Here is a 25,891-nt window from a genome sequence, read left to right on the forward strand (position 1 = left end):
ACGTTCCGTTCTTAGGGGAGGGGAGAGGGGCGACCCTCGAACCTTACCCGATAATATAGAAGAACAGCGATCGAGGGCAACAATGAATCGCAGAGCTTGCTTACGGCTGGGCGTTAGATTCTCTAGCTGGCTGGGACTTTCCTTAGTAGCTTGCGGATCTGTACCCAAACAACAGAATTTCTCTTCTACTGGAACGATGAAACTAGAAAGTACGGCTTTTACCCACAACGAACTAATACCATCTCGGTACACCTGTGATGGCGAGGATATCTCGCCGCCTTTGATTTGGGACGATCCGCCAGCTGCCACTAAAAGCCTGGCGCTGATTTGCGACGATCCCGACGCACCGATGAAAACCTGGGTTCACTGGGTCGTTTACAATTTGCCTCCCGAAACTCGCTCCTTGCCCGAAAAGATTCCCGCAGGCAATTCACTTTCCAATGGCGGACTTCAGGGAAAAAATGACTTCGGCAAAATTGCCTATGGGGGACCTTGCCCGCCGCGAGGAACACACCGCTATTTCTTCAAACTTTATGCCCTAGATACAATGTTAGACCTCAAACCAGGAGCGACAAAAGCTCAACTAGAAGCTGCTATGAAAGGGCATATTCTCGCTCAAGCCGAATTCATCGGGCGTTATTGCAGAAAATGAAATAAGCTGTCATACCTTGTACTTAACTTACAGCTAACAGATAAAATTTTTATAAACGAGGGAATCCCCTAATTTTCACTTCTGTCCTGGCGCACGATTGTGCGCCTCTATTTCTGAATTTTGACTGAATCGATCATGACCTTACCCTTTTCTATCGACGAGCGCCATCGCATCCATACTACCCAACTAGACGTACCCCCGCGCCTGCTTTTGGGTCCGGGTCCAGCTAATGTCCATCCCCGCGTTTTAGCGGCTATGAGCCTGCCAACCCTGGGGCACCTCGACCCCTGTTACCTAGAATTGATGGACGAAATTCAAACCTTGCTCCGCTACGTTTGGCAAACAGATAACCCGATGACGATTTCGGTCAGTGGAACGGGCAGTGCAGCTATGGAAGCGACTTTGGCTAACGTTCTCGAACCGGGGGATGTAATTTTAGTCGGCATAATGGGTTACTTTGGCTATCGCTTGGCGGATATGGCGAGTCGTTATGGAGCCGATGTACGCAAGCTGACTAAGGCTTGGGGAGAGGTTTTTAGCCTAGACGAACTGAGAGAGGGCTTAGAAACCCATCGTCCTGCCGTTCTTGCCCTAGTTCACGCAGAAACCTCGACGGGAGCGCGTCAGCCCCTGGAAGGAGTAGGCGAGTTGTGCCGCGAATTTAATTGTTTGTTGTTGGTCGATACGGTGACGAGTTTGGGCGGCGTACCTGTGTTTTTAGATAAATGGGGAATCGACCTGGCTTATAGTTGCACTCAAAAAGGTCTCGGCTGTCCTCCGGGACTCGCTCCTTTTAGCATGAGTCCTCGCGCCTGGGACAAACTTCAAAAGAGGCGATCGCCAGTCGCGAATTGGTATCTGGATATGAACCTGTTGAATCGCTATTGGGGTTCCGAGCGAATTTATCACCACACGGCTTCTAGTAATATGAATTACGGTTTGCGGGAGGCGCTGCGCTTGGCGGCAGAAGAAGGATTAGAGCAACGCTGGCAACGACATCAAAATAATGCCCGCCTGCTTTGGGAAGGTTTGGCAGATTTGGGGCTGGTTTGTCACGTCCGGGAAGAATTTCGCTTGCCCACCTTAACTACGGTCAGAGTTCCAGAAGGAGTCGATAGTAAGGCAGTGGCACGCCAACTCCTGACTGATTACAACATTGAAATTGGTTTGGGACTGGGCGAACTGGCAGGCCAAGTCTGGCGAATTGGATTGATGGGTTATAACAGTCGGCGCGAAAATGTCGTGCTTCTGTTGGAAGCGCTTAGGAAAGTTATAGCTAATGGGAAAGCAATCGACATCGTTAACTAGATCGAAGTCAAGCAAAGCTCATCTATCGGTACGGTTATTGCTATCGGTAAATGCGCGATCGCCCCAATGACAAAAATCGGAGTTCAACTCTACTATTTGATTGAGTAAACTGAGACAGGTTGCGCAGATGCCTGTTTCCATCTGACGCATAAGTGCTCGCTTCACCTTCATCAAAATCAGGAAAAAAAAGCTGTATTAAGGAGAAAAGGCTATGCGAATAGCACAAATTGCTCCGCTATGGGAGCGAGTTCCTCCTCCAGCCTATGGCGGCACAGAATTAGTGGTCAGTTTATTAACTGATGAACTCGTTCGACGCGGACATGAAGTTACGTTGTTTGCAACGGCTGACTCGGTTACCCTTGCCAAGCTAGAACCCGGAGCACCCCAGCCCTTACGATTGATGGAAGCGACTCCACAAGAGGAACAAATCTACAACGCCTTGCAACTGAGTAAAGTTTACGAACGCGCCAACGATTTTGATATTATTCATTCGCACATTGACTTTTCTGCTTTTCCCTATGCCAATTTGGTAAAAACGCCAACGGTACATACGACTCATGGAATTGTCCCCGCTTGGGTTGAGCCAATTTACATCAAAAATAGACACCAAAACTTCGTCAGCATTTCTAATTCACAGCGTCGGGATGACTTGGATTTAAACTACATCGCTACTGTATATAATGGAATCGATCCCGACGCTCACCTCTTTCATCCCCAACCAGATAATTCGCCTTATTTAGCTTTTCTAGGACGGATATCGCCAGAAAAGGGACCTCATCTGGCGATTGAGATTGCCAAGCGCGCGGGCTGGCACTTGAAGATAGCTGGCAAAGTCGATCGCGCCGATCGAGAGTTTTTTGAACGAGAAATTGCGCCACTGATTGATGGCAAACAAATTGAATTTCTAGGTGAAGCCGATCGCGCGCAGAAAAGCGAGATTATGGGTGGGGCGGTTGCTACGCTGTTCCCGATTACCTGGCGCGAACCCTTTGGTTTGGTCATGACCGAATCAATGGCTTGTGGTACGCCAGTGATTGCAATGGCACTGGGGTCAGCTCCTGAAGTTATCGTGCATGGCAAGACAGGGTTTCTTTGTCAGAGCGTGGATGAATGTGTTGCTGCCCTCGCTCGAATATCCGAAATAGACCGTCGGACTTGCCGTCAGCACGTGGAGCAGCATTTTAGCGTTCAAGCAATGGTAGATGGCTATGAAGCGGTGTATCGACGGGTTTTGGCAACCAGTTTCAGCCGCAATGGTCGAAGCGAGACCCCCATTATTGCTGCTTGAAGTGGATTGTAGCCAGCGGAGGTGAAGGCTATGGTGCATTCCCCCAAGCAAGCGATCGCAATTTTGTCGATTGACGAAGTGCAAGCCGGCTCCGCCGTCTCACGGCAGAGTACCTTGCACTCAAAGCCAAATGACTCAAAATCAGATCCATCAGCGATCCACCATCAACTTACCCAGCTTACTTCGGCATTGATAAAAGCCGGATGGCAGATCGATCGATTTCTAGGTAAAGTTGGCGAATCATACACTAATCAGGTGAAAATAGAACAGGATTCGCCGGATAGTCGCAAAATATATATAACAGCAACTAATATCGCCCAATTCGTCAGAGATTTTCAAAAATTTGCTACGCACGAAGGGGGCAATTATCCACTCATTCATACCTGGAATGGATTAGCGGGTCAGATTGGGTTGCAGCTTAAGGTGTCTGGTGGAATGCAGTGGATACATTCTTACTGGAGTGAAGATTCGCTTTCGATTGAATCGCAAATTTCCGGACATCCTTCGGCGCAAAAAGCCTGGCAAATTCGGCACAATGCAGATGAAATTATTGAATTTGCAGCTCTCAATGCCAAGTATTCTCCATTCCATCCCAAGGTGCGATCGAAAATCGAAGCCAAACACCAATTAGGATTTTCTGCCTTCGACACCGTTATCTTGTGGGTTGGAACTTTCGCTCAACAAGGCGATCGGGCGTTGCAAGAAATTGAACGCTGGCTTGAGATTGCAACTCGACTCAATCAAATGTCCGCTATCCAACGGCATCGCTCGTGGAAACAACATTGGGTTTTCATTGCGCAAACTTCCAGTTCTGCTGACGATCTCGCTCAGATTCATCGTGCTATCCAAGAAAAAGTTTCAGCACTCGATCTAAAAGATAAAATTCATTGGTCAGTATCAGGTTCACCTGAAAATCTCGATTTTTATTACAGTGCAGCCGATGCGTGCGTGCTTCCGAATTGGAGGGAACCCTTCGCAGATAAGGCATTACGGGCGATCGATCGCGGCACCCCAGTAATCGCATCTCAGTACAGTGGAGCGAGATTTGCCGTCATCCCCAAAGAAACCGGGTTACGGGTTGCCGCTAACATGCCAGAGGCATGGGCCGAGGCAATCGCTCAGGTGTTGGAGGGAGATCGATGGGTCAAACGGTTATGGCAGAACTCTTTAGGCAAATCCGATCCGGACTTGAGTTGGACGATCGCGGCGGCTCATCTGAGTGAAATCTACCGACGATTACTGGCACAAACCATCACTCAGATACCACTCTGGCGCAGTCAAAAACCGTATTCAATCCTGCTGCCGCAACGAGCGATGGTGACAGACTTCGAGCCAGACAAGACATTAGACTTTGTTCCATCGCCTGCATCTGACGAAGTGCAAGCCGGCTCCGCCGTCTCACGGCAAAGTACCTTGCACTCTGTTGCGGTTGCAGCAATGAGGCGATCGGCATCCTAAAAATGTGCGTTGGCTAAAATCCCTTACTCAAATTTTGATTCATTTAGAATATATAAGAGATACTTCGCGATCGCTCGAAGATAGATAATACCAATTTTCAGGTTTTCGCGATCGACATTCTTCTCCCCTCTCCCCAATTGGGAGAGGGGTTGGGGGTGAGGGCGATCGACTATCTGTGTCATTAATGAATGAAAAATAGTATAACTCAACCCAAGTTTTGGCGTTAAACTCGTGCTTTATGAATTCTGCTCACCCCTCTAAGGGAGATATCCTTATCGTTGACGATACGCCAGACAATCTGCGCCTTTTATCAGCCATGCTAGATAAGCAGGGGTATGAAGTCCGCAGTGTAACCAATGGTTCGACGGCATTGATGGGCGTGCGGGCACAACCCCCCGATTTGATTCTGCTCGATATCAATATGCCCGGCATGAATGGTTATGAAGTCTGCCAGCATCTAAAAACCAATCCCGACACTCAGGAGATACCAGTCATTTTTATCAGCGCCCTCAACGAGGTGTTTGATAAGGTTAAAGCTTTCTCGGCTGGAGGCGTAGACTATATTACTAAGCCATTTCAAGTTGAGGAGGTATTGGTACGAGTTGAGAATCAATTAACCGTTCGCAGGCTGCAAGTGCAGTTGCTCCAAGCTTTAGAACAAGAACGAGCGCTTAACCAACGAATTGAAGAACTAGCAATGCTCGAAGAGCGCAATCGAATTGCTCGCGACATTCACGACTCATTGGGACACGCACTCGTAGCGCTCAATATTCAAATGGAAACCGCCCTGGCGCTGTGGAAAAATGACCCGGAACAGGCCTACACATTCTTAGTAGAAGCCAAACAACTCGGTTCGGAAGCTCTGCAAGCAGTACGCCAATCCGTTTCAGAAATCAGATCCGACCCACTGCAAGGTCAGTTATTAGAAAGCGCGATCGCCGCCCTCGTCCGAGAATTTCACCAAACCACGGGCATATTGCCAGAATGCCAGATTGACCTATCCCATCCTCTATCAAACCAGATCGATACTGTAGCGTATCGGATCGTGCAAGAAGGTCTGACCAACATTTGCAAGCATGCAGAGGCAACCACCGTCCGCATCGAACTCCAGACCACCCCCTCCGGTTTATTGCTGGTGCTTCAAGATAATGGCAAAGGTTTTCGGGTCGATGAGAGATATACTGGATTTGGTCTTCAGGGCATGCGAGAGAGAATTGCTGGCTTGGGGGGCGAGCTGAAAATTGTCAGCGAGCCGGGGGCTGGTTGTTGTATTACTGCCAAAATTCCAAGGCTACTAGGTAAAATACGATAATCTGTAGGGCTGCCAGCAGAACTTAAATAATTAGACATGGTTGGACAAGCCTAGACATATTTTTAGGTTATTAGGAGTTACGCATTGACAAAAAAACTAATCCATGTAGATTAAGCAGCACAAGCATTAGTAAGATTGTCCACAATGTAGTCGCGCACAACTAAAGTAAATAAGTTTCTCTGCACTTGATACCAATTGGAAATTATGTTTTCAGAGCGCATTTTTTCTAAACGAACAAATGCTTGAAGTGAACAAAATATGTGTGTTTTGATAGCTTGGCTATCTCTAACCAGAAATCGACAAATTCCACATACTTGCTTGATAGATCTATGAAAACTTTCAATTCCCCAATGAGCATCATGAATTGTCAGAAATTCACTTCTGGTGATTTGATTAAGAGTATCTTCATCTGGTAGATATAATATATAGTGCCTAGAGTCTTCTTTTTTGAAGTCTTTCCTAAACAACTTGATAAATCCAAATTCTTTCAGATGAGTTATCAAACCTTGGTCGAGAATCTCCAAACTGCCCACCTGGCAATAGTTTTTCGGTTGAGTTGAGACAGTTCTATTTTTCTCTACCCCAAAGAGAAAACCCAATTTCTGGTTTCTTAAAAATTTTAAGTTTTCTACTCCTGAATACCAACTATCTCCTGTCACTATCCTGGGTTTTATCCCCCAATCAATCACTTCGGTAAGCATTTCTTGGAAATAATCGTTCTTGGTTTTTCCCTCCTTTTTGTCGTATATTCTGTAATTAATTGGCACTGAATTACCATGGACATCACTGTAATAAAGCGTGATTAAGTTTATTCCTTTGATAGCCTTATGATGTTTCCCAGACCAAAAATAACCGATTAATTCGGCATTCTTCGGGTCACTATATAATTTTTCTACTACTGTGTCATCAACACTTAAAATCCCACCTACTATATTGATAATTTCCTTGACTGTATTGAATAAATCTTTCGGTTCGTATCTTTCTCTCAGCAAGAATTTATTCACACTGTCATGTGAAACGTTTTCTAATATCTCTGCTAATCTACAACATCCCCCATGTTTTGGTTCTGATAGCAAAAACAGAGTGTAATGTTCGAGCTGGCATTGTGCTGTGGAAGGTTTGCTGATTTCTCTGATTGTTCGATACCTGCTAAGTAGATGACACTTTAAAAGCTTGTTTACATATTGCCGCATGTCAACAGCGCGTAAACTTATATCTTTCCACCTGAAAATCGTGCCGCACAACACCAACCATTTTTGCCAACCCTACTACAGTTCAGTTCAAAAAACTCTACTAATTAGAGACGGATAACTGCTAAGCTAGCTGATGGATTAGGCAAGTAGAAAGGGACAGTATGACCGATCGGCAACCCAAACTCATTATTCACGGCGGGGCTGGCAGTTCTCTCAAAGGGAAAGGCGGACTGGAAGTCGTGCGTAAGTCTCTCCATTTCGTCGTCAAAGAAATTTACGATCTGCTGCTGCAAGGAACGAGCGCTGTTGATGCCGTTGTTCGGGGTTGCCAGCTACTAGAAGACGACCCTTGCTTTAATGCAGGAACGGGATCGGTTCTACAATCGGACGGACAAATCCGCATGAGTGCATCTCTGATGGACGGGGCGGCGCAACGCTTCAGTGGCGTTATCAACGTCTCTCGCGTTAAAAATCCGATTCAGCTCGCTCAAGCGCTGCAAAACGAATGCGATCGCGTTCTTTCCGATTATGGCGCAGCAGAACTGTTGCGAGAACTCAAGCTTCCTATTTACGATCCGCTCATCGATATCCGCCTGCAAGAGTGGATTCAGGAACGAGAAGATAACTTTAGGAAAAAGATGGCAGGAGTTGTTGCCGAACAGGCGTTGGTGACTTCTCAGGAAGCGCGACGGGGTACGATTGGTGTCGTTGTCCTCGACAAGCAAGGACGGTTGGCGGTTGGCACTTCGACAGGCGGTAAGGGATTAGAAAGAATCGGACGCGTAAGCGATTCTGCCATGCCTGCGGGTAACTATGCTAGCCAATATGCGGCAGTAAGCTGTACGGGGATTGGCGAAGATATCATCGATGAATGTCTGGCGGCACGAATTGTCGTACGCGTCAGCGACGGATTATCGCTAGCGGAAGCGATGGAACGTTCGATGAAGGAATCCTATGAGCATCGACGAGATTTAGGCGCGATCGCGCTGGATGCTACGGGTGCGATCGCGTGGGGAAAAACCAGCGAAGTTCTACTCGCTGCCTATCACGACGGTAAGGCAATCGGCGATACCCTGGAATGGTCGGGGAACGAGTTAATCGGTTATCTCAACCCGTAACAGTGTAAAGCGTTACTTTTACCCCCTAAGATATATTCGCCTTGGCTTGAGTTGAGCTAAGTTAGAAGCACATTTCCTATTAAAATCGAATTCAGTTGATAGCTTCGCTAGACAAGCGAAAGTAATTGATATGAATAAACTTATAAATTACACGATTACTGAAGTAATTGACCGAGATGGTCATACAGTTATCTGTCGAGGTTATCGCAACAAAGATGGTAAAAATTTTATTATAAAAACTTTTCAAACTGAATCTTTTCAACCTACGGACATTTTTCAACTACAACAAGAATATCAAATTACTAAAGAGTTAAATATTTCAGGTATTCTCAAACCCTATGAGTTAGAAATATTTCAAAATAATATGGTTTTGGTTTATGAAGATTTTGCAGGCTTACCACTTAAGACTTATTGCTTTACTAATAAAGTAGCGATCGCGGATTTTTTAAAAATTTCTATTAAAATTGTAGAGATTATTCAAGCTATTCACGAACGCGACGTTATTCATAAAAATTTAAATCCTCAGACAATTTGGATCGATCCAGTCAATCAAACAGTTAAAATCACCAATTTTAGTCTAGCATCTACTCTTTCAGATGAGAATCAGATTTTTACGAATCCTAGAGTTTTAAAAGGCAATGTAGCTTACATATCTCCCGAACAATCAGGTCGCATAAATCGCTCAATAGATTATCGTACTGATTTTTATTCTTTAGGGATTACTTTTTATGAAATTCTGGCAGGTTGTTTGCCTTTTTCAACAACCGATCCCATGCAATTAGTTCACTGTCATATTGCTAAAAAATTCGTGTCGCTTCATCAGCTTAATCAAGAGATTCCTCAAATAATTTCAGAAATTATTGATAAGCTATTATGCAAAACAGCAGAGGATAGATATCAAAGTCATTACGGACTTAAAAATGACTTGGAAAAGTGCTTGATTCAGTGGCAAAAAAAAGGCAAAATACAAAAATTTATATTGGCTTGTCAAGACGTTTCTAAAAAATTAAAAATTTCTCAGAAACTTTATGGCAGAGAACAAGAGATCGCGACATTGTTAAATACCTTTGATAGCGTTAGTCAAGGAAAAAATAAACTTATTTTGATCTCGGGTTTTGCAGGCATTGGTAAAACTACATTAGTCAATGAGATTCATAAACCTATCATTCAAAGAGGAGGTTACTTTGTTTCTGGAAAATTTTCTCAACTAAAACGAGATATTCCCTATTATTTTCTCATTGAAGCATTTCGTGAATTGATTCTTCAGATAATAAGTGAAAGTGAAGAAAGAATACAAACTTGGAAAGAAAAACTTTTAAAAGCTTTGGGAAGTAATGGTCAAATTATTATCGATGTTATTCCAGAAGTTGAATTGATTATTGGCAAACAACCGACTGTACCACAACTATCAGCGCAAGAATCTCAGAATAGATTTAATTCCGTTCTTCAGAAATTTATTGGAGTTTTTAGCCAGAAAGAACATCCTTTAGTTTTATTTTTTGATGACTTACAATGGAGCGATCTCGCTTCCTTAAATTTAATTCATTTGTTAATTACTCAATCGGAGATTAAATATCTACTAATTGTCGGTACATATCGAAATAATGAAATCAGCGATAGCCATCCTTTAATGATAACTTTAAAGAAATTAGAAGCTTTAGAGATAAAAGTTGATACTTTAATGCTTCAGCCATTAAATACTTACAATATTAAACAACTAATTGCCGATACATTTACCTGTCGGGATAATCTGGTTTATCCTTTAACAAAACCAATTTTAGATAAAACGCATGGCAACCCCTTTTTTATTAATCAACTTCTCAATTTTTTATACAAAAAACAACTGATAAAATTTAACTTTAAGAAAAAATGCTGGCAATGGGATTTAGAAAAAATTAAAAGTCTGCAAATCGCTGATAATGTGGCCGAATTTATGGTTGACAAAATTAAGAAGCTTTCAACAGCTACGCAAAAAACCCTAGAAATCGCAGCTTGCTTAGGAAATCAATTCAATCTAAATACTTTAGCATTTGTGACTGGAGACAATTTAAGAGAAACAGAAAATAAACTATGGGAAGCCTTAGATCAAGGCTTAATTTCAACCAGTGAAAATTACTATAAAATTCCTAACAAGCTTGACAGCATTTTGCCCGAACCTGACATCAAAGAAAATAGTAAATTTACTTATCACTTTATTCACGATCGCGTTCAGCAGGCTGCTTATTCTCTCATTCCAGAAGAAAAAAAACAAAACATTCATTTTAAAATAGGAAATTTACTTTTAGACAATACTTCCCAAGATAAATTAGAAGAACGAATATTTGAAATTGTCAACCATTTAAATGCAAGCAGTCAACTAATCAAAACTAAAATTGCAAAAGCACGGCTTGTCAGACTAAATATGATAGCTGCCAAAAAGGCTAAGCGATCGTCAGCTTATGAAGCTGCTTCAAACTATTTTGAAATTGCTCTCGGTTTCTTGCTCGGAGATAGCTGGAAAACGGATTATCAATTAAGTTTTTCTCTCAATCTCGAACTGGCAGAATGTGAATACTTGACTGGGAGATTTGATAAAGCAGAACGAAGATTTAATTTAATTCTTGAAAATGCTAAAACTAAAGTCGATAAAGCCCAGGTTTATATACTTAAGATAGTTTTATATACCAATATCGGAAAAACTAAAGAAGCCTTTGAGTTGGGAATACAAAGTCTTAGTCTTTTTAAAATTAATTTAACTAAAACAGATCTTAAAAAAGCTATTCAAAGGGAATTTAGCCGAATTCAATTTCAACTTGCTGGTAAAACTCTTGACGATATCTATAACTTGCCTGAAATGGTAAATAAAAATTCAAGAGCTATTATGAATATTTTGATGAGTTTAGCTGCACCAGCTTACTTTATCAATTTAGATTTGGGAATTCTCTTGATGTTAAAAATGATGAATAGGTCCTTACGTTATGGGAATACAGAAGTTTCTGCTTTTGCTTATAGTGCCTATGGACTGATTATAGGATCGGGTTTTGGTAACTACCAAAGCGGATATGAATTTGGACAGTTAGCTTTTCAAGTTAATAAAAAATTTCAGAATCTTGCTTTAGACAGTAAAATTTACTTCATGTTTGGTGCTTTTATTAATCATTGGAAAAAACATACTAAAGAAGATTGGTTTTTTTTAAGAAAAGCTTTTGAATGCGGGAATGAAACAGGAGATCCCAATTTCGCTACCTATGCTCTTAACGATCTAGCATCAAAAATATATTTGAAAGGAGATCCATTAGCTCTAATCACTCAGGAGTTAAAAATATTTATAGATTATGTGGACAAAAATAAAAATGTTCATGGAATTTATTTTCAGAGACTTCTTCAACAGACGATTTTATGCTGGCAAGGATTAACCGATTCTACGCTGAGTTTTAATAATAACAGCTTTAATGAAGAAAATTATTTAAAAGAAATACAAGAGCTTGACCTTGGCATGCATTTAAATTTTTATTATATTCTTAAACTGCAATTATTTTATTTATTTGATGACTGTAAGCAAGCTCTTATTATAGCAAAAGAATCGGAGAAACTTTTAGCCTTTTCTTTTGGCTTATTACGACTTGTCGAACATTACTTTTATTATTCATTAACTTTATTAGCACTTTGTTCAGAAGCTACTGAAGAAATAAACAAACAGTATTACTGGTCAACTATCTTAGAAAATCAGAAAAAATTTGAAGTTTGGTCGGATAATTGTCCGGAAAACTTTTTACATAAATACCTACTAATTTCCGCAGAGATTGCGCGCATATCTAACCAAGACTTAGAAGCAATGGAACTTTACGACCGCGCGATCGCATCAGCACGCGAAAGTGAGTATTATCTTAACGAAAATTTGTCTAACGAACTAGCTGCTAAGTTTTATCTTAGTAAAGGCAAAGACAAAATTGCTAGAGTCTATCTAAGGGATGCTTACTATGGCTATCTGAGATGGGGAGGAATGACTAAAGTTAGGCATTTAAAACAAAACTATCCCCAGTTCTTCTCAAATACCATCGTGCAGAAAAATATTGAAAACGATAAGATGCTACATCCTAACGCAGACGAATTGCCAAGTGCTTCTGTAAACAAAGTCTCCCCCTTTTTCTCATTCGATCTATCTACAATTCTAAAAGCTTATCAAGCCATATCGAGTGAGATTGCCTTAGGAAAGTTACTAGAAAGCCTGATGAAAATTGTCATTGAAAATGCTGGAGCGCAAAAAGGTTTTCTCATACTCGAAAAAGAAGGTAAATGGCTAATTGAAGCAGAAAGTTCGGTAGAGTCTGAAAAAGTCACTACCTTGCGATCGATTCCTATAGACTTTATTAATCCTGCTACTCAAACGACTCTTTTATCAGTTGCTATTGTCAACTATGTTATCCGAACTCATCAAAATGTCGTTTTCGGCAATGCTACTTGCGAAAAACAATTTATTGCCGATTCCTATATTGTAAAAACTCAACCTAAATCGATTTTCTGCATCCCTCTTATTTACCAAGGCAAACTTTGTGGAATTTTGTATTTAGAAAATAATTTAACTACAGATGCTTTTCCTCCCGATCGCGTTGAAGTTTTACAAATGCTTTCATCTCAAGCAGCTATCTCTATTGAAAATTCTCGTCTTTACGAACGATTGGAAGAATACAGCAGAACTTTAGAGATAAAAGTAGAAGAAAGAACGCGAGAACTTCAACGAAAAAATGAAGAATTAGCCAAGACTCTACAAACGTTGAAAAAAACTCAAGCTCAAATAATTGCCCAAGAAAAACTTGCCTCTCTGGGAACTCTAACAGCTGGAATCGCTCACGAAATTAAAAATCCTCTCAACTTTGTTAACAATTTTGCCGAACTATCTATAGAGTTAGCCCAAGAACTTCTCGAAGAAATCGAATTGCAAAAAAATAACCTAGATTCGGATAGCTTAACTTATATCCAAGAGATCTTACACGATCTCAGTCAAAACGCACAAAAAATTAACGAACATGGCAAAAGAGCTGATAAAATTGTCCATGGCATGCTAATGCACTCGCGGGGCGAAAGCGCTTCCCAACAACTAACTGACATCAATGCACTGCTTGCAGAAGCTGTCAATTTAGCCTATCACGGAATGAGAGCCAAAGATTCTTCTTTTTATGTTGCTATAGAAACCTATTACGACGATAGTCTCGAACCCATCTATGTTATTCCTCAGGATATCAGTCGAGTTTTTCTAAATATCATCAACAACGCTTGTTACGCCGTCCATCGAAAAAAAACCGAATCTTACAACCCCCTCAATAGCGAAGAACAAGAATTCTTACCACTGTTAGTTGTTAGCACTCAAAATTTAGGCGACTCCGTTGAAATACGCATTCGCGACAATGGCAATGGAATTCCGTCAGAAATTGCCGACAAAATATTTACCCCCTTCTTCACAACTAAGCCAACCGGAGAAGGAACGGGTCTAGGTTTATCTATCAGTCACGATATCATCGTACAAGCCCATCAAGGCGATATTCGCATTGAAACTGAAGCTTCTCGATATACTGAATTTATTGTTACCTTACCTAAAACTGTTGTCCCCGACCGAGGAAGACCGATATGAAAGTCATGGTAGTTGATGATGAAAAAGATGTTCAATCTTTATTTACTCAAAAATTTAGAAAAGAGATTAGACAAGGAGCCATTAACTTCTCTTTTGCTTTTTCAGCAGAAGAAGCTCTTCAAACTTTAAAGGTCAAAAATTCTGAATATCTCGTTTTAATCTTGGCTGATATCAATATGCCGGGGATGAATGGAATAGAACTGCTGAAAATCCTTAAAGAAAACTACCCACAAGTTAAAGTTTTTATGATTACTGCTTATGGAGACGAGCAGACCTATCAAACCGCCATGCAATACGGTGCAGACGATTATATTAACAAACCGATAGAATTTGAGACGCTTAAGAAAAAAATTTGGAATTTATAATAATAAATTTAATAAAAATTTGCACTATCTAGGAGAAAATAATGCCAAATAAAATCCTGGTAGTAGATGATGAGTTAGACTTAGAAACTTTACTTCGTCAGAAATTCAGAAAAAAAATTCGCCAGAATCAACTCGAACTCATTTTTGCTTGTAATGGGATTGAAGCGCTAGAAAAATTAGAAGTTTATCCCGATATCGACGTAGTACTGACCGATATTTATATGCCAGAAATGGATGGGTTAACTTTGCTTACCAAACTGAGAGAGAGAGACCCAATTATCAAAGTTATTATTATGTCTGCTTACGGCGATCTCGATAATATTAGAGCCGCAATGAATCGCGGTGCGTTTGATTTTTTAACCAAGCCGATCGATTTTCAAGATTTAGAAATTACTACCAATAAAACACTACAACACGTCCAGCAGATGAAAGCTGCTTTGGAAAAAGAACGCCTCGCACAAAAGGCACAAGCTGAACTATTAGCCCATCTTCAAGAAGAAGTCGCAAAACGTCAAAAAGTAGAAGTTGCCTTGCGAGAGAGCGAGCAACAACTGACTCAATTTATAGAAGCCGTACCAGTCGGGATTTTTGTGGTCAGCGCTAGCGGGGAACCCTCCTATGCCAATCAAATGGCAGAGCAAATCTTAGGTGAGGGAGTCGTTCCGGGTGCGACAGTCGAACAATTAACCAAGATTTATCGTGTCTATCGACAGGGGACGGAGCAACTTTATCCGTCTAACGAACAGCCAATTTTGCGAGCATTAAAGGGTGAAAGTATCACCATCGACGATATGGAGATTCGCCAAGACGATAAGATAATTCCCGTGGAAGTGTCGGCTAGTCCAATTTTTGACGAAAAGGGTCATATTACTTATGCGATCGCAGCTTTTACCGACATCACGGCTCGCAAGCGAGCAGAAGCCGATCGCATTAAGTTTACCGAAGAACTACAACAGGCAAAAGATAAGTTAGCCGAATATAGCCGTACCCTAGAACAAAAAGTTGAAGAACGTACCCGCGAACTGTCACAAACCCTAGACGTTCTTAAAGCAACGCAAGCAGAATTGGTCATAGAAAACGCACTGCTTAGAAGCGCAGAATCTCCCTCTACCTATGAATATCAGGTAGGAGGAAGCTTGCCGATGGATGCGCCAACTTATGTCGTGCGTTCTGCCGATCGCCACCTTTACAGAGCGCTAAAGTTGGGAGAATTTTGTTATATTCTCAATTCTCGACAGATGGGCAAATCGAGCTTGCGAGTGCAAATTATGAAGCGACTCCAAGCTGAGGGAATTCGATGTGCGGCAATCGATCTCTCAGAAATCGGCAATCGACAGCTAACCATGGAACAGTGGTATGCTGGCTTTGTTTATGTATTAGTCAGTCATTTTAACCTCCTCGATCGCGTCGAACTGCGGACTTGGTGGCAAGAGCATTCTTTTCTCTCCCCCGTACAGCGTTTAGGAGAATTTATTCACTCGGTTTTACTGGCAAAAGTTTCCGAACCTATTGTTATTTTTATCGATGAGATTGATAGCGTTCTCAATCTGGATTTTCCCATCGATGACTTTTTTATTTTTCTGAGAAATTGTTATAATAAACGAAGTAATTTTTGTCAATATAAACGCTTAACTTTTGCCTTGCTAGGAGTAGCAACTCCTTCTCAATTAATTGACGACAAAAAGCGTACTCCTTTTAATATCGGTCAGGCAATTCAACTCAATGGATTTCAATTATACGAAGCCCAACCCTTATTACAGGGATTAACCGAGAGAGTTAGCAACCCGCGAGCCGTGCTTAAAGAAATATTGGCATGGACGAATGGACAACCATTTTTAACTCAAAAGCTCTGCAAACTGATTCGCCATGCTACCTCGACAATTCCCACTAACCAAGAAAAAGAATGGATAGAAAAATTAGTGCGATCGCAGATAATTGAAAACTGGGAATCTCAAGACGAACCCGAACATTTACGCACGATTCGCGATCGCATTCTTAGTAGCGAACTCAATCCAGTTAGCTTACTCAAGCTTTATCAAAACATTTTGTCTCAACAAAAAATTCCTGCCCTCGATAGCCCCGAAGAACGGGAATTAATCTTATCAGGATTGGCGATTAAACGCCAGGGGTTTTTAAGCATACATAATCGGATTTATGAATTGATTTTTAATGAGAATTGGGTAAAAAGAACCTTATCCTTAGTTTAAAAAATTGTTTGTTGTATTTACATAATTCTTTTCAAATTTTTACGAGCTTTTTAGCCTTTGTATAGAAAAGTAGCAATTCCTCCCTGCCTTACTTCATGAATGAGTTGAAGTTTATCTTCTTTTGAGTCTGTAAACTGCTTCGTTTGGTTATACCATCTCATAGGAATTTCCCGATGCTGTCTCCAGTCTTGCATGATGAGTAGAGTGACATTGGGAATAAAAAATTTTGAAAAAATTTTATACCAAGCTTCATTGGCAATAAAAGTTCTTCCGCAATCAATATACATGAGTTCGATCGAGCCTCTATCCCAGGTAAGCTGCGGGACATCTTGGTTGCCGTCGTATTCTATAATTTTCCTTTTTGTTACTTGAAGGTATTCCTGTATGTCTGATGAGTATTTATAAAATAAAGGTTGGAAGTCTTGATGATTTTCTAGTCGTTCGTCTTCAGCTATATGTCGATCCATCCAAGAAGATCGCCAGATAAAATCATCAAATACATAGACTTTTTTAGAAGCAAAATTAGGGTTTTTTATTAAGCCTTGTACGATATGATGAGTTGATAAACCTAACCAAGGTCCTAGCTCAATGATTTCGCCTTGTCCTGAGTAAAATTGTCCGATATAATTGTAATATTGCATCTCCTCTGGCAACAGCATACCTGGAATAGCATAATCTTCGATTTTCCAAGCTAGCCAGGGAGAATCTTCTTGTGCGATCGAACACTTTAATAAAGCGCTTCGATCGAAGTTGTATCGTTCGGGGATTTCTATCTTTTCAGCTTTTAATTGTCTTAATCGGTCTTCTACTTGTACCCCATACTCCTGTAACGCGATCGCTAGCTCGTGTAAGTTTTTCTCTCGATCGCTTTTATCAATCGCATTTTTTAAGAAAAGCCTAGCAAATTTTTTTTGCTTTTCAAGGTCGAGCTTTTCAAGGAGGATTTTTTTGAGAAATTTTCTCATTCAAGTTATTACTAAAAATTTAGGAAAATTGAGAATTCATAATAGCATCCGTCTTCGCTGCCATCACGAAGTCATTTTTGTGTAGCCCAGAAATAGCATGAGTCCACCAACTTACTGTGACTTTTCCCCATTCGGTAAGTAAGGCAGGATGGTGTCCTTCTTTCTCTGCTTCTTCTCCGACGGCATTGGTAAACGCGATCGCGCTCTTAAAGTTAGGAAACTTGTAAACTTTTTCTAGGCGCAGCACTCCCTCGCGTTCGAGAATCTCCCAACCAGGAATCTGGGGCTTGAGTTGTTCGATTTCAGCTTGAGTAATGGGCTGAGATTTTGAGCTGCAAGCTTCGCACTTTTGTTGTTTTAGTTCTGTCATGGTTAGTAACTAAAACGCTTCTTGATTCTCTAAAAATTATAGCGAGCAATAAAGTGCAAAGTAATCTATACAGCTGGGAAAAGTTTTTCGGAGCGAAGACGGCGCTTGCCCCTCATTTGTCGCCGCCAGATCCCTATTCCTAGACTCACCAGAGAGAAAATTTTCTCTATCAGTTCGATTTGTACCAGTAATCTGTGGTAGCGTTGTCTGAGTTCGTGAGTTCCTTGTTTTCCTCTTAGGACAACCTCTGGCGCCGGATAAAAAATTCTGTGAAGGCGACGTTCTACCATGGTTAATGTTTTAGCGACTCTCGCGAGTACTCGCCGCAATCTCCAAAGGCGAAAAGCGATATACAGGTTGAACAGAGTTAAAAAGAGATTAAAGACAATGACAAATATCAGCATGGCAGCCCCAGGGAAAGACCCCAAACCAAGCGAAAAAATCTACAATAATGCTAGGATAGTTTATCTAAAAATATTTAGGGGGAATTAGCTCAGTTGGTAGAGCGCTGCGATCGCACCGCAGAGGTCAGGGGTTCGACTCCCCTATTCTCCATAAAAGGATAAAGATTTGGTCAAGATTTTTCCTTCTCACAGAGGCGCATCCCCATAATTAGTCATAATAATAAATCTTGCGATCGCGACCTGGTTGAGTGACCAAACTCAAATAAATCTGCCTAAAATCCCTTTGCCCCTTGTGGGAGAAGGGATTTAGGGATGAGGGGAGCCAACTCTACTTATATCAGTTCGCAATTAGTCGGCAGTTCCGTGTGTGGCGAGTTTTTGACGGTAACTGTAGGGAACTAGGGGCGCGTTTTTAGATAAACCCGCCCTTACTTCTCAATCCAAAATCCTTTCATCCAAAATGGTATTAGTATACCAACTTCAAACAGAGATTTTTCATTACGTTCTCCTGCACTGAGAACGACAAAATAGACTTTTGGGATTCCTCTAAAAAAATCTTATAGAATCTAGTTGGTTAAAATCTACGGGCGATCGTTTATAAATTGTCACATTTAATTAACTTTAATTGCAAACTCATTCAAGCCACTAAAGGGCAGAGAAGAAAGTGTAACTTTATTGCAAAAACTCAAATAGAATCCTTGAAAAAGATAATATTAAAGTAGATTTAATCAAATATTTTTTAAAAACTTAGGAGGGCTAATTATGGCTCTTATAAAAGGAGATTCTTTTGACAATAACCTCCTTGGTACTCCTAATAACGACACAATTTTGGGTTTTGAGGGAAAAGATACTCTTTTAGGTTTAGGAGGTAATGACAGCCTCGATGGAGGGCAAGACAGCGATCTGCTCGAAGGCGGACAGGGAGATGACACTCTCTACAGCGGAATGATCGATCGTGATTACTCGAGTTTTGACCTCGATACGCTGCGGGGAGGAGCTGGCAACGATCTGCTCTACGGCGAGGAACTTGGCTACGCTAGTCTTCTCCTCGATGGCGGAGAAGGCAACGACACTCTTATTGGTGGACGAGGAAACGACACCTTGATGGGAGGAGCTGGCGATGACTATCTGAGCGCATACCCTAGTTACGATGAAGGCTTGTGGGGTAACGATATCTTTTATGGCGGCTCCGGCAACGACACTCTTATCGGGGCATGGGATAGTACTCTTTATGGGGGAAAGGGCAATGACAGTCTTGATGGATGGTTTTCTGTCGGTTATGGCGGAGATGGCAATGACATCCTTTCTACCGAGTCCAATGGGAACGACTCACTTTACGGTGAAGGGGGCAACGATAGCCTCAACGGTGGATCTAGCAATGACACTTTAAAAGGCGGCTCTGGGGATGACACCCTTAATGGCGGACAATACTATGTCTACGGTCGCTACCTTCTCTACACTGGAGGCGGTAGCGATTTCCTAGATGGCGGTGCTGGCAATGACCTACTCTATGGCGGTTTCAGCTTTGAAGAAGGCAACTTTACGTATGGCTGGGATGGTGTAGACAACGACACCCTACTCGGTGGCGCTGGCAACGACACCCTCTATGGAGAAGAAGACAGCGACAGTCTCGATGGCGGTAGGGGGAATGACTTACTACACGGTGGCGGCGAACGGAACTTTTTCGTTATATACGATGACGCATACCCCCTAGACTCAGACGATACTCTCATCGGCGGTGCTGGTAATGACACTCTCTATGGAGATAGCGGCAGCGATCGCCTCGATGGTGGCAGGGGAAACGATTGGCTCTACGGTGGCGGCAAACAAAACATTGTTGACACGCCTAATGGTCGGGTAGAACTAGATGCCAACGATACCCTCATCGGCGGTGCTGGCAACGATACCCTCATCGGAATGCTCGGCAATGACTTATTGTCGGGCGGAGATGGCGCAGATCGGCTTGACGGCTATGGTTCTGACCCAGATCCCGATGCGATCGATACCTTGTCGGGCGGTCGAGGTGCCGATACATTTGTTCTCGGCAATGCTTCTGGTGCCTACTATCTGGGAGACGGACGCGCAATTATCGAGGATTGGAAAGCCAACGATCTTCTCGAAGTCTATGGCAGTCTGGATGATTACTCCCTCGATACGACCGCTAACTTAGTCGGCAGTTCGGCTGTAGATACTCAAATTTTCTACAACAGCGACTTAATTGCTATCTTGCAAGACACAACTAACATTAGTATTAGCGATGACTTTGTTGTTGTCTGATTTTTAGATCCCTCATTAGCTTGCATGGCTGATACCAATTTTCAGGTTTTCGCGATCGACATTCTTCACCCCTCTCCCTATTTGGGAGAGGGGTTGGGGGTGAGGGCGATCGACTATCTCTGTCATTAATGAATGAAAAATGGTATGAGGTAAAATTTCGCTGCTGTCGCGATCGCTCCGCTGCCCGATCGCGCCATCGTGGAAGCCTATAGTGTATACTTTTCAAACATCCTCTCAGGCAAACAGGGTATCTAGCGGAAATCCGAACCCCAGGAAATATCTTCCTGCCAGTACGATCGCCAATCCCAATAGAAGTAAAAGAGTCGCTTTGAGATCCTGTTGAAGGGTGCTGAGTTCTTCGCGCCAGAGACCGTAGATATTCATGAAATAGAGTTCTATATCGTTAAGCGCGATCGCGATGATGATTCCCAATACGCCTAAATAATGATACCCAACAAATAAACCGATACAAACGTGCAGGCTCTTAGCCAGCTGACCGTAGGCTTGATAGTTGGGTTTGCCGATCGCCATTAAAGCTGTGCGACTGGTATCAAATAATAAATAGGGCCAAATGCCTAAAGCTAAAATGGGCAGCATCCAAGCTGCCTGGGCGTACCTTGAATCGTAGAACTTTAAAATGAGTATGTCGCCAAAGCAAACCAAAAGAATAATCAGCAATCCTACGCCAGCTAGAATCCCCTTGCGCTTGCTGAGAATTTTGGCTCGAAAACTCTCGCGAGGCAGGTGAGCAAACTGAGACATTAGCGGCAAAATCATCTTGCCAGAAAGTTGCCCGATAACTTGCTGGGGAAGGCTGGCAAAAGTAAAAGCTACCGTGTAGACGCCTAACATGCTAAAGGAAAGCAGTTTTCCCATAATCATGCGATCGGCTTGGGTGGCAAAGAATGTCATCGCAGTCGAGACAAAGATCCATTTCCCAAAGGAAAAAATTTCGCGCACAGCCGCTTGCTCCCAAGCGAAGCGATTAGTATAATTCGGGATTAAGCGATGGCTGAGGATCGTTTTCAACAGTGCTGCAACGAGATTGCCAACGATCAATGCCCAAATCGAGGGACTCAACCACGCCCAAGTAACCATCACGACTAGAGCAATAATTTGCGTCACTAATTCCAAGAGGGTTAGCTTGCCTATGAGCATTTTTCGGTTAAGCGTATAGAGGGAAGTAGAGTTAAACCCGGCAAAAATCATGGTCAACCCAACCAAAGGAACGATCCCTATCAATCGCGAATCGTTATAAAATTCAGCAATGGGCAAAGCGATCGCCTGACAAATCGCCCATAAGACAAAGCCGCGCAAGACTTGCAAGCTCCAAGCCGTATTGAGGAAATCCGGGTCGTCTCCCCGCTTGCTTTGAATGATGTTTGGGGCAAATCCGACATCGGAAAACATATTCAAACCGATGAGAAAGGTTGTCACCAATGCCATCAGCCCAAAAAGTTCGGGTTCGAGCAGGCGCGTCAGGATCAGGTTACTTACCAATCGCAATCCCTGACTCAGACCATAACCCGCAAACGTCCAAATTGCCCCGCGAATCGCCAGACTTTTCAAAGATGCCATAGAAACACGAAATTATTGCCGTTCCAAGATTAGTGGAAATAGGGGCAAACAGGCTAGTCCTATAGCTGTTTGAGTGCGATCGAGAAAGCTGAGGTCGTGCATCTGCCTCCAATTAGCGGACACTAGCGGTTCGGTTGTTGCGCCTGCGTTCTGAATTACGATTGCATTGGGCAGTTTTTCGCTTATCCAGGGAGATAGCACGTGCCAAACGGCTTGCATCGATCCCCCGCTACAAATAACTTGTTCGATCGCTCCCGCCGATTTGCCCATTTGGATCGACAGGGAGTCGATCGCTGACTCTAAGCGCTTCAAGTAGGGCAAGACCACTTTTTCGCTAAAGTCTTGACGCTTGACCCCCCACTGACAATTGCCCAGTCGAGCATTAAATGCTTCCTGCTGCTGCAAGATCATTTTTGTCAGCTTGGCAGCTTCCAAAAACGATTGCCCGATGGGATGGCTTTGCAAGCGCCATCGCAAATTTTCTCGCTTTTGCAGGTCGGGTTCGCCTGGTTGCGGCGGTTCCTCATCGAGTCTTGGGATGGAGGGATTGAGTTGGGAAGTCCACTGGGGATAGAGCAACTGAACTAGAATATCTTGGTCGATCGCACTGCCGCCGTAAGCAAAACTCTCAAGGCGAAAATCTCTGTCGCTCAAGGCTCGATAGTCTTCAGGAATATCTGCCAGGACTAATTCCGTTGCGATCGCGCCTGCATTGATGACCAACACAGTCGTTTGGGCGACGCAATTGAGGCTCACGTGGGCGAGTAAAGTGGCGATCGCTTCTTCGAGAAAGAAAACTTGCTCGGCACTTTGCACTAACTCGATTTCCAATACGGTCTCTCGCAAAAGCTGCCTATACGGTTTGCCCCAGCCTGTCGGACAACTGAGGATTGCGCCTTCTAAGTGTTTCAAAACTTGGCGAAATGATTCCTCCGGCAATCCCATCGCTTCTACGATCGCTCCATTGACCGCTCCTGCCTCTGAAGGAATTAACATTGAAAATAAAGATTTGAGGGCTTCTCGGACTGGATTGGCAGGCGAACTGGTTAAATTGAGATTTTCTTTCCAGTTTTCCAAAAAAATTCCCGTTTTTTCTTTGGCTTTTGCCTTTGCCGCCTCTCCAACGAAACAATATAGTTTCTGCGTTTCGTTGCTCGATTGACAATAAACCTCGGTTGGAAGGCGCGAGCAAAATTCTCCCTCTTGAGATATCCAAGCAAGCGGGTAGATTTGTTCTTGGTGGCGGTTGAATAGGACGGCAGCCAATCCCTCCGTTCCGAAATCGACTGCTAGATACCATTCTTGATGGGACTTTGTTGCTTCTTCTTGCCAATTTGGTTCGATTAAATCTGTTAGGGCAGCAATCGTCTGAATCTCTTCTGTTTCTTCTTCTGGCAGGGGTGGATAAATGACGGTATTGACTTCGCTGAGATCCCTCATCACGGCAGCCAGTTCTGCTTCTTTAGACTGAAGCGATTGAGTTGAAGAGCCTTCTATCTGTTGCGTCAGCCGCCGAACGTAAGCTAAAAATTTGGCTTCGCCTTGCTGTCCCAAACTATGCATTCTCTCCAACCCTTGGCACAGGGAATCGTAATAGCCTTGCAGATCTTTTTCTAGGGTGGCGAAGACACTCCGAAAGCTAGAATCGAGAGAGAGCAACAGACGATTCGATTGCTCTTGCAGTCGTTCAAACTGTTCTAACTGAGACGGCTGGGAGTCTAGAGATTGCTGTTCTAAGGCGCTCTGGATTTGAGACAGTTTTTGCTGTACGGCTTCGTTGCAACGCTGTGCGAGAACCTCTAACTCTTCGGTAACGCTCTGCTGGTGCTGCTGTTGTTGCTGTTGTATTTGTGCGATCAGCAATTGTCTCTGTTGGCGCAATTGTTCTACTTCCGATTGCAACAGTTCAAACCAGTCGCTCAAGCGCCTATCGAGTCGAGACAAGACGGCTTGAGCAATTTGTTGGGCTGCTGTTGCGGAAGCTCTCGAAGAGGCGGCTCGATCTTGTTGGGAAGCAAGATATTGACGAACTCTCTCTAAAGTAGCAGCGATTGACTCGCGATCGCTCGGCTGCAACCCATCAAAAAGAGTGCTACTTTGGGAAAGAATGCTGTCAAGATCGGCAATAAGCCATTGAAGATCGTCCCGAACTGCCACGATAAACCCTTTATCTCTGGTAGGAAAGCGTTAATAACAAACCGTTAAACTGCATATTCTTTGCTAGGCTTAAGCATAGCAGATGTATTGATTAATCTGCCGACAAGTTCATGGAAGATAGACAAACTCGCCAACCGCAAAACCCCAATGTCAAAAAATTGATAGAGACGGTTCCCTTTTTTGCCGGGCTACCACACGAGAGTGTCGAGAAAGTCACTCGTCAAGCTGTTACCCGCGCTCATCCAGCCAATCGCGTCATCTTGCTAGAGAATGATTGGGGCGGCTCGGTTTATTTTATTTTAGAGGGATGGGTCAAAATTCGCACTCACAATTTAGAGGGAAAAGAATTGACTCTCAATATTGTGGGGAAGGGGGAAATCGTCGGAGAAATGGCGGCATTAGAAGAAGTCCCGCGTTCTACCGATGCGATTACCTTAACGCCAACGACGGTCAGCAGTATTCCCGCCCAAGATTTTGTCAGCTTGCTGCGAACGGAAGCGCTTGCCGGAGTTCGACTGGCGCAACTGATGGCAAAACGTCTGCGTCAGCTCAATCGTCGGTTGCGCTTGCGGGAGTCGGATAGTTTGTCGCGGGTTGCCGATACCCTTTTGTTTCTTGCCGAAGGACAGGGGAAGGCGGGAGAGAAAGGAACGGAGATTCCTAATTTGCCCCATCGAGAATTGAGCAGTATTAGTGGTTTGGCGAGGGAGACAGTGACGCGATCGCTCGCTAAATTAGAAAAGAAAGGATTGATCGAGCGCAGCCAAGATATCCTCTACATTCCCGATCTCGTCGCCTTAGAGCAAATTATTACTTAAATTAGCTTTTCTTTTCTTGATGAATCATTCTTTTCCCGGTGATGACAATTCTCGCTCCAAGTCTCCTGGTACGAGAGACGATCGATCCCTTGACGAGTCTAATTGGGTTGACGATGACCCCAATCCAGAATCGATCTCGAAGCCGAAAACTTCAGTTGCAGACCCCTTCAAAAAATCTCCCCTTAAAAGTAGCCATACTCTAGTTATGGTAGAAACGGCATTTCTGGCTAGCACGGCTAGCTTGATCTGGCTGATTAATTATTATTTTCCACTAGGACCGATCCTGAAGATTTTTTTTCCCATTCCCGTTGCTCTTGCCTATCTTCGTTGGGGCAATCGCGCGTCTTGGATGACGACGCTGGTGTCGGTACTGTTGCTGACGGTGTTGATGGGCCCGCCGCGCAGCATCATCTATTTGATTCCCTATGGATTGATGGGAGTGCAGTTAGGGGCTTGTTGGCGGCGAGGCGCTCATTGGTGGTTTTCGATTTTTACGGGGGCGTTAATTGGAACTTCTGGCTTCTTTTTCCGCTTCTGGCTGTTTTCAATTCTGTTGGGAGAAGACTTATGGCTGTACGTCATCACCCAGGTAACGGAGATTGTGGATTGGGTATTTCTTCGATTCGGTTTGCTCGCTCAACCAAGCATTTTACTGATTCAAATTATCGCTGTCTTGATGATTTTCCTTAACGATTTGATTTACTTGTTCGCCGTTCATTTAGTTGCCTTGCTGGTGTTAGATCGACTGGGCAATCCAATTCCTCGCCCGCCAGAATGGGTGCAAGTGTTGTTGGATTATGAGTAGGAGTAGGA

General features: G+C 43.1%; 20 protein-coding genes and 1 tRNA gene. 13 read left to right on the plus strand and 8 right to left on the minus strand.

Going from position 1 to position 25,891, the window contains the following annotated elements; all coding sequences use genetic code 11:
• Positions 1-82: 82 nt before the first annotated feature.
• Together NIES593_RS21075 and NIES593_RS21080 are read left to right on the plus strand one after the other, a co-directional pair.
• Complete coding sequence (locus tag NIES593_RS21075; protein WP_073601457.1) at positions 83-652, plus strand: YbhB/YbcL family Raf kinase inhibitor-like protein; 570 nt, start codon at positions 83-85, stop codon at positions 650-652.
• Between the two features lie 135 nt (positions 653-787).
• A complete protein-coding gene (locus tag NIES593_RS21080; RefSeq protein WP_073601458.1) occupies positions 788-1,960 on the plus strand; it encodes an alanine--glyoxylate aminotransferase family protein in 1,173 nt (390 codons plus the stop codon).
• Between the two features lie 18 nt (positions 1,961-1,978).
• On the opposite strand, the gene NIES593_RS25335 is transcribed toward NIES593_RS21080, so the two are convergent.
• The gene (locus NIES593_RS25335) at positions 1,979-2,110 is read right to left on the minus strand and encodes a hypothetical protein (protein WP_281250776.1); all 132 of its coding nucleotides are present in this window, start codon (positions 2,108-2,110) and stop codon (positions 1,979-1,981) included.
• Between the two features lie 61 nt (positions 2,111-2,171).
• Here NIES593_RS25335 and NIES593_RS21085 point away from each other — a divergent pair, with 61 nt between their 5' ends.
• Both NIES593_RS21085 and NIES593_RS21090 read left to right on the plus strand, forming a co-directional pair.
• Positions 2,172-3,248, plus strand: a complete 1,077-nt coding sequence (locus NIES593_RS21085) for a glycosyltransferase family 4 protein (RefSeq protein WP_073601459.1) — start codon at positions 2,172-2,174, stop codon at positions 3,246-3,248.
• A 30-nt stretch (positions 3,249-3,278) separates the two neighbouring features.
• Positions 3,279-4,706, plus strand: coding sequence for a glycosyltransferase (locus NIES593_RS21090; RefSeq protein ID WP_073601460.1), 1,428 nt, complete (start codon positions 3,279-3,281; stop codon positions 4,704-4,706).
• Between the two features lie 23 nt (positions 4,707-4,729).
• On the opposite strand, the gene NIES593_RS24380 is transcribed toward NIES593_RS21090, so the two are convergent.
• A complete protein-coding gene (locus NIES593_RS24380; RefSeq protein ID WP_175561195.1) occupies positions 4,730-4,888 on the minus strand; it encodes a hypothetical protein in 159 nt (52 codons plus the stop codon).
• Positions 4,889-4,944: 56 nt separating this feature from the next.
• Between NIES593_RS24380 and NIES593_RS21095 the strand changes: the two genes are divergently transcribed.
• Positions 4,945-6,018, plus strand: a complete 1,074-nt coding sequence (locus NIES593_RS21095) for an ATP-binding response regulator (protein ID WP_073601461.1) — start codon at positions 4,945-4,947, stop codon at positions 6,016-6,018.
• A 110-nt stretch (positions 6,019-6,128) separates the two neighbouring features.
• Here the strand turns inward: NIES593_RS21095 and NIES593_RS21100 are convergent, their stop codons facing one another.
• The gene (locus NIES593_RS21100; protein ID WP_073601478.1) at positions 6,129-7,154 is read right to left on the minus strand and encodes an IS701 family transposase; all 1,026 of its coding nucleotides are present in this window, start codon (positions 7,152-7,154) and stop codon (positions 6,129-6,131) included.
• Between the two features lie 218 nt (positions 7,155-7,372).
• Here NIES593_RS21100 and NIES593_RS21105 point away from each other — a divergent pair, with 218 nt between their 5' ends.
• The 4 genes from NIES593_RS21105 to NIES593_RS21120 all read left to right on the plus strand — a co-directional run bounded on the left by NIES593_RS21105 (position 7,373) and on the right by NIES593_RS21120 (position 16,509).
• Complete coding sequence (locus tag NIES593_RS21105) at positions 7,373-8,329, plus strand: isoaspartyl peptidase/L-asparaginase (RefSeq protein WP_073601462.1); 957 nt, start codon at positions 7,373-7,375, stop codon at positions 8,327-8,329.
• 130 nt (positions 8,330-8,459) lie between these two features.
• Positions 8,460-13,937 carry a trifunctional serine/threonine-protein kinase/ATP-binding protein/sensor histidine kinase gene (locus NIES593_RS21110; RefSeq protein WP_073601463.1) on the plus strand — a complete coding sequence of 1,826 codons (5,478 nt, stop codon included), beginning with the start codon at positions 8,460-8,462 and terminating at the stop codon, positions 13,935-13,937.
• The gene (locus tag NIES593_RS21115) at positions 13,934-14,302 is read left to right on the plus strand and encodes a response regulator (protein WP_073601464.1); all 369 of its coding nucleotides are present in this window, start codon (positions 13,934-13,936) and stop codon (positions 14,300-14,302) included. The genes NIES593_RS21110 and NIES593_RS21115 overlap by 4 nt, the downstream gene beginning before the upstream one ends.
• A gap of 41 nt (positions 14,303-14,343) precedes the next feature.
• Positions 14,344-16,509 carry an AAA-like domain-containing protein gene (locus NIES593_RS21120; protein WP_073601465.1) on the plus strand — a complete coding sequence of 722 codons (2,166 nt, stop codon included), beginning with the start codon at positions 14,344-14,346 and terminating at the stop codon, positions 16,507-16,509.
• Between the two features lie 50 nt (positions 16,510-16,559).
• Here NIES593_RS21120 and NIES593_RS21125 read toward each other — a convergent pair whose 3' ends face one another.
• From NIES593_RS21125 to NIES593_RS21135, 3 genes are all read right to left on the minus strand, one after another.
• Complete coding sequence (locus NIES593_RS21125) at positions 16,560-17,474, minus strand: hypothetical protein (protein ID WP_073601466.1); 915 nt, start codon at positions 17,472-17,474, stop codon at positions 16,560-16,562.
• Between the two features lie 19 nt (positions 17,475-17,493).
• On the minus strand, positions 17,494-17,844 hold the full coding sequence (locus tag NIES593_RS21130) for a 4a-hydroxytetrahydrobiopterin dehydratase (protein WP_073601467.1): 351 nt from the start codon (positions 17,842-17,844) through the stop codon (positions 17,494-17,496).
• Positions 17,845-17,909: 65 nt separating this feature from the next.
• On the minus strand, positions 17,910-18,248 hold the full coding sequence (locus NIES593_RS21135; protein WP_073601468.1) for a hypothetical protein: 339 nt from the start codon (positions 18,246-18,248) through the stop codon (positions 17,910-17,912).
• A gap of 78 nt (positions 18,249-18,326) precedes the next feature.
• Here NIES593_RS21135 and NIES593_RS21140 point away from each other — a divergent pair.
• Both NIES593_RS21140 and NIES593_RS21145 read left to right on the plus strand, forming a co-directional pair.
• Positions 18,327-18,399: transfer RNA gene (locus tag NIES593_RS21140), tRNA-Ala, on the plus strand.
• 611 nt (positions 18,400-19,010) lie between these two features.
• Positions 19,011-20,525 (plus strand): calcium-binding protein, encoded by a 1,515-nt coding sequence (locus NIES593_RS21145; protein ID WP_073601469.1) that lies wholly within the window; start codon positions 19,011-19,013, stop codon positions 20,523-20,525.
• Positions 20,526-20,759: 234 nt separating this feature from the next.
• Here the strand turns inward: NIES593_RS21145 and NIES593_RS21150 are convergent, their stop codons facing one another.
• Entirely contained in the window at positions 20,760-22,103 is a 1,344-nt protein-coding gene (locus NIES593_RS21150) for an oligosaccharide flippase family protein (protein WP_073601470.1), read from the minus strand.
• 12 nt (positions 22,104-22,115) lie between these two features.
• On the minus strand, positions 22,116-24,260 hold the full coding sequence (locus NIES593_RS21155; RefSeq protein WP_073601471.1) for a hypothetical protein: 2,145 nt from the start codon (positions 24,258-24,260) through the stop codon (positions 22,116-22,118).
• A gap of 110 nt (positions 24,261-24,370) precedes the next feature.
• Here NIES593_RS21155 and NIES593_RS21160 point away from each other — a divergent pair, with 110 nt between their 5' ends.
• Both NIES593_RS21160 and NIES593_RS21165 read left to right on the plus strand, forming a co-directional pair.
• Complete coding sequence (locus NIES593_RS21160; protein ID WP_073601472.1) at positions 24,371-25,078, plus strand: Crp/Fnr family transcriptional regulator; 708 nt, start codon at positions 24,371-24,373, stop codon at positions 25,076-25,078.
• Between the two features lie 19 nt (positions 25,079-25,097).
• Positions 25,098-25,883, plus strand: coding sequence for a DUF2232 domain-containing protein (locus NIES593_RS21165; RefSeq protein WP_073601473.1), 786 nt, complete (start codon positions 25,098-25,100; stop codon positions 25,881-25,883).
• The last annotated feature ends 8 nt before the right edge of the window (positions 25,884-25,891 follow it).

Source organism: Hydrococcus rivularis NIES-593 (genome assembly GCF_001904635.1).
Lineage (GTDB): Bacteria > Cyanobacteriota > Cyanobacteriia > Cyanobacteriales > Microcystaceae > Hydrococcus > Hydrococcus rivularis.

Excerpts from the sequence above, each read along its gene's own strand:
- NIES593_RS21075 (WP_073601457.1), top strand. The coding sequence starts at position 83 with ATGAATCGCAGAGCTTGCTTACGGCTGGGCGTTAGATTCTCTAGCTGG.
- NIES593_RS21080 (WP_073601458.1), top strand. The coding sequence starts at position 788 with ATGACCTTACCCTTTTCTATCGACGAGCGCCATCGCATCCATACTACC.
- NIES593_RS25335 (WP_281250776.1), bottom strand. The coding sequence starts at position 2,110 with ATGCGTCAGATGGAAACAGGCATCTGCGCAACCTGTCTCAGTTTACTC.
- NIES593_RS21085 (WP_073601459.1), top strand. The coding sequence starts at position 2,172 with ATGCGAATAGCACAAATTGCTCCGCTATGGGAGCGAGTTCCTCCTCCA.
- NIES593_RS21090 (WP_073601460.1), top strand. The coding sequence starts at position 3,279 with ATGGTGCATTCCCCCAAGCAAGCGATCGCAATTTTGTCGATTGACGAA.
- NIES593_RS24380 (WP_175561195.1), bottom strand. The coding sequence starts at position 4,888 with ATGACACAGATAGTCGATCGCCCTCACCCCCAACCCCTCTCCCAATTG.
- NIES593_RS21095 (WP_073601461.1), top strand. The coding sequence starts at position 4,945 with ATGAATTCTGCTCACCCCTCTAAGGGAGATATCCTTATCGTTGACGAT.
- NIES593_RS21105 (WP_073601462.1), top strand. The coding sequence starts at position 7,373 with ATGACCGATCGGCAACCCAAACTCATTATTCACGGCGGGGCTGGCAGT.
- NIES593_RS21110 (WP_073601463.1), top strand. The coding sequence starts at position 8,460 with ATGAATAAACTTATAAATTACACGATTACTGAAGTAATTGACCGAGAT.
- NIES593_RS21115 (WP_073601464.1), top strand. The coding sequence starts at position 13,934 with ATGAAAGTCATGGTAGTTGATGATGAAAAAGATGTTCAATCTTTATTT.
- NIES593_RS21120 (WP_073601465.1), top strand. The coding sequence starts at position 14,344 with ATGCCAAATAAAATCCTGGTAGTAGATGATGAGTTAGACTTAGAAACT.
- NIES593_RS21125 (WP_073601466.1), bottom strand. The coding sequence starts at position 17,474 with ATGAGAAAATTTCTCAAAAAAATCCTCCTTGAAAAGCTCGACCTTGAA.
- NIES593_RS21130 (WP_073601467.1), bottom strand. The coding sequence starts at position 17,844 with ATGACAGAACTAAAACAACAAAAGTGCGAAGCTTGCAGCTCAAAATCT.
- NIES593_RS21135 (WP_073601468.1), bottom strand. The coding sequence starts at position 18,248 with ATGCTGATATTTGTCATTGTCTTTAATCTCTTTTTAACTCTGTTCAAC.
- NIES593_RS21145 (WP_073601469.1), top strand. The coding sequence starts at position 19,011 with ATGGCTCTTATAAAAGGAGATTCTTTTGACAATAACCTCCTTGGTACT.
- NIES593_RS21150 (WP_073601470.1), bottom strand. The coding sequence starts at position 22,103 with ATGGCATCTTTGAAAAGTCTGGCGATTCGCGGGGCAATTTGGACGTTT.
- NIES593_RS21160 (WP_073601472.1), top strand. The coding sequence starts at position 24,371 with ATGGAAGATAGACAAACTCGCCAACCGCAAAACCCCAATGTCAAAAAA.
- NIES593_RS21165 (WP_073601473.1), top strand. The coding sequence starts at position 25,098 with ATGAATCATTCTTTTCCCGGTGATGACAATTCTCGCTCCAAGTCTCCT.